This is a genomic window from Kitasatospora sp. NPDC057500 (assembly GCF_042802195.1).
GTDB lineage: Bacteria > Actinomycetota > Actinomycetes > Streptomycetales > Streptomycetaceae > Kitasatospora.
On sequence record NZ_JBHVER010000376.1, the window covers coordinates 1 to 3,553 of the forward strand.

Genomic DNA, 3,553 nt, shown 5'->3' on the forward strand with positions numbered 1-3,553 from the left:
GCGGCCTGATCGGCCAACGCTTCAGGGGACTTGCCGGAGACCAGCCACACCTGGGGCCCGTCGACGGGTGTCTCTTCCGGGGCGCTGGTGTCGGTCTCGGTGGTGGGGGGTTGTTCGAGGATGAGGTGGGCGTTGGTGCCGCTGATGCCGAAGGAGGAGACGGCGGCGCGGCGGGGGTGCTCGGTGACCGGCCACGGGGTCTGCTCGGTCAGCAGGTGGATGCTGCCCGAGGTCCAGTCGACGTGCGGGGTCGGCTCGTCGATGTGAAGGGACCGGGGCAGGGTCCCGTGCCGCATCGCGAGAATCATCTTGATGACGCCGGCGACGCCGGCGGCGGCCTGGGTGTGGCCGATGTTCGACTTGATGGAGCCGAGGTGCAGGGGCTGGTCGGCGGGGCGGTCCTGGCCGTAGGTGGCCAGGAGTGCCTGGGCCTCGATCGGGTCGCCGAGACGGGTGCCGGTGCCGTGCGCCTCGACGGCGTCCACCTGGTCGGCGGCAAGGCCAGCACTCGCCAGGGCCTGGCGGATCACCCGCTCCTGCGAGGGACCGTTCGGAGCGGTCAGCCCGTTGCTCGCACCGTCCTGGTTGACCGCGCTGCCTCGCACCAGCGCCAGCACGGTGTGCCCGTTGCGCTGGGCGTCCGACAACCGCTCCAGGACCACCAACCCCACACCCTCGGCCCAGCCCGTGCCGTCCGCACCCGCCGCGAACGGCTTGCACCGACCGTCCGCCGACAGTGCACCCTGCCGGCTGAACTCGATGAAGGTGCTGGGGGTGGACATGACCGTGACGCCGCCGGCGAGCGCGAGCGAGCACTCCCCTCGGCGCAGGGCCTGGCTGGCCAAGTGCATGGAGACCAGCGAGGAGGAGCACGCCGTGTCCACCGTCAGCGCAGGGCCTTCGAGACCCAGGGTGTAGGCGATTCGACCGGACGCCACACTGCCGATGCTTCCGCTGCCCATGTAGCCCTCCAGCTCCGAGGGCACGTGATGGAGCCGGCTCATGTAGTCCGTGTACATCAGGCCGATGAACACGCCTGTCTGGCTGCCTCGCAACGAGGCCGGCCGTACGCCCATCCGCTCGAACGACTCCCAGGCGCACTCCAGGAGCAGTCGTTGCTGCGGGTCGGCGGCCAGTGCTTCACGCGGGCTGATCCCGAAGAATTCCGCGTCGAAGTGGTCGGCTCGGTCGAGGAACCCGCCCCTGCGGGTGTAGCTCGTCCCGGTGTTCGACGGCTCCGGGTCGTACAGTGCGTCGACGTCCCAACCCCGGTCATCGGGGAACAGGGAAGTGGCATCCAGTTCTTCGGTGACCAACTGCCAAAGGTCGTCCGGCCCGAGCACTCCACCGGGATAGCGGCAACTCATCGCGACGATGGCTATCGGCTCGTCGTCGGTCACCACTGCTGTGGGGGCGATCGTCGCGGTCTCGCCGGTACCGGTGAGCTCGGTCAGCAGGTGATCGACGAGGGCGGACGGTGAGGGAAAGTCGAAGATCAGGGTTGTGGAGAGGCGCAGGCCGGTGACGTTGTTCATCCGGTTGCGCAGCTCCACCGCAGCGAGTGAGTCGAACCCGAGAGACTTGAAGGAATGCTCGGCATTGACCGTGTCGAACCCTTGGTGTCCGAGGACTGTGGCGATCTCGGTGCCGAGGATGCCGAGGATGAATTCCCTCTGCCCGGCGGGGGAGAGCGGGGCGAGCCGTTCGGAGAGGGCGGAGTCGCCGCCGGAAACGTGCGTCCGACGACTCGCTACGGCGCTTCGGGGGCGGGTGGGCACGACGTCCTGCAGAAGCGTTGGCAGCGTTCCGTTGTGGGCTTGAGTCTGGAGGGCGGTGGTGCTGAGACGGGTGGGGAGGAGATGGGGGTGGGTGGTGGTGAGGGCGTGGTCGAAGAGCGCGAGGGCGTCCGCAGTGGGGAGGGGAGCCATTCCGGTGCGGCTCATGCGTGCCAGATCGGCGGTGCTGAGGTGGCCGGTCAGGTTGCTCGACTGCTGCCAGAGTCCCCAGGCGAGGGAGGTGGCGGGTAGGCCGAGTGTGTGGCGGTGGTGGGCGAGGGCGTCGAGGAAGGTGTTGGCGGCGGCGTAGTTGGCCTGGCCGGGGTTGCCCAGGATTCCGGTGACGGAGGAGTAGAGGACGAAGGCGGCGAGGTCGAGGTGCTGGGTCTGGTGGTGGAGGTTCCAGGCGGCGTCGGCCTTGGGGCTCAGGACGGTGTCGAGTTGCTCGGGGGTGAGGTTCTCCACCGTGGCGTCGGCCAGAACGCCGGCGGTGTGGATGACGGCGGTGAGGGGGTGTTCGTTGGGGATGTCGGCGAGGAGGGCGGCGAGTTGGTCGGGGTCGGCGGTGTCGCAGGCGGTGATGGTGACGTGGGCGCCGAGGTCTGTGAGTTCCTGGCGCAGCTGGTCGGCACCTTCGGCGTTCGGGCCGCTGCGGCTGACCAGGAGGAGCTGGGTGTGTCCCTGGGCGACCAGATGGTGGGCGAGGAGGCTGCCGAGGGTGCCGGTGCCGCCGGTGATGAGGACGGTGCCGTCGGGGTTGAAGGCTGCTGGGGTCGTGCTTGCCGGGGTGGTGGTGCGGGTGAGGCGGGGTGCGTGGATGGTGTTGTCGCGGATGGCGAGTTGGGGTTCGTTGGTGGTGAGGGCGGTGTGGAGGGTGTGGGGGTTGGTGGGGGTGGTGTCGAGGTCGATGAGGGTGAAGCGGTTGGGGTTTTCGCTTTGTGCGGTGCGGATGAGGCCCCAGAGGGGTGAGGCGGTGAGGTCGTGGACGTCTTCGCTGTCGTGGGTGGCGATGGCGTTGCGGGTGCAGATGGCGAGGTGGGTGGTGGTGAGGCGGTCGTCGGTGAGCCACTGCTGGATGAGGGTGAGCAGGTGGCGGGTTGCCTGGTGGAGTTCTTCGATGGTGGCCAGCGGCTGGAAGACGCACGGCAGGAGAACGGTCGTGGGTGCGCTGGTGTCGAGGGTTTCGGCGAGTGCGGTGATGCTGTCGTAGCGGGGGATCCGGTCGCCGGAGGTGATCGTTTCGCCGTTGGTGAGGGGGAAGTGCTCGGTGTCCAGCCAGGCCCAACTTGGCTCCGTCACCGACGAGGGCGGGGTGAGGGGTGTCCACTCGATGTGGAAGAGGCTGTCGTGCAGGGTCTTTGTGCTGTCGGCGAGTTGTTCGGCCGGGAGGGGGCGGAGCGTCAGTGCGTCGATTGATGCCACGGGTGTTCCGCCGGCGTCGGCTGCGGTTATGGCGAAGGTGTTCTCGCCTGTGGTGGTGAATCGGACGCGGAGGGAGGTGGCGCGGACGGCGTGCAGGCGTACTCCGGACCAGGAGAACGGCACCGGTATCTCGCCACCTGGGGAGTTCAGCGCCTCCAGGACGATGGTGTGGAGGGCGGCGTCGAGGAGGGCGGGGTGGATGTCGAAGGCGTCGGCTTCGAGGTCTTCGGGGAGGGTGATGTCGGCGTAGGTGTGGTGGTCGTCGCGCCAGGCGGCGGTGAGGCCTTGGAAGGCGGGGCCGTAGGTGTAGCCGTGGTCGGCGAGGAGGGGGTAGGCGTCGGTGACGTCGACCGGGG

The 3,553-nt window shown here is 68.8% G+C and carries 1 protein-coding gene; it reads right to left on the reverse strand.

Annotated features, from left to right (window positions below):
• Positions 1-3,553 (reverse strand): SDR family NAD(P)-dependent oxidoreductase (locus ACFU74_RS36560; protein ID WP_380764447.1); only part of this gene is annotated, 3,553 nt, incomplete at both ends.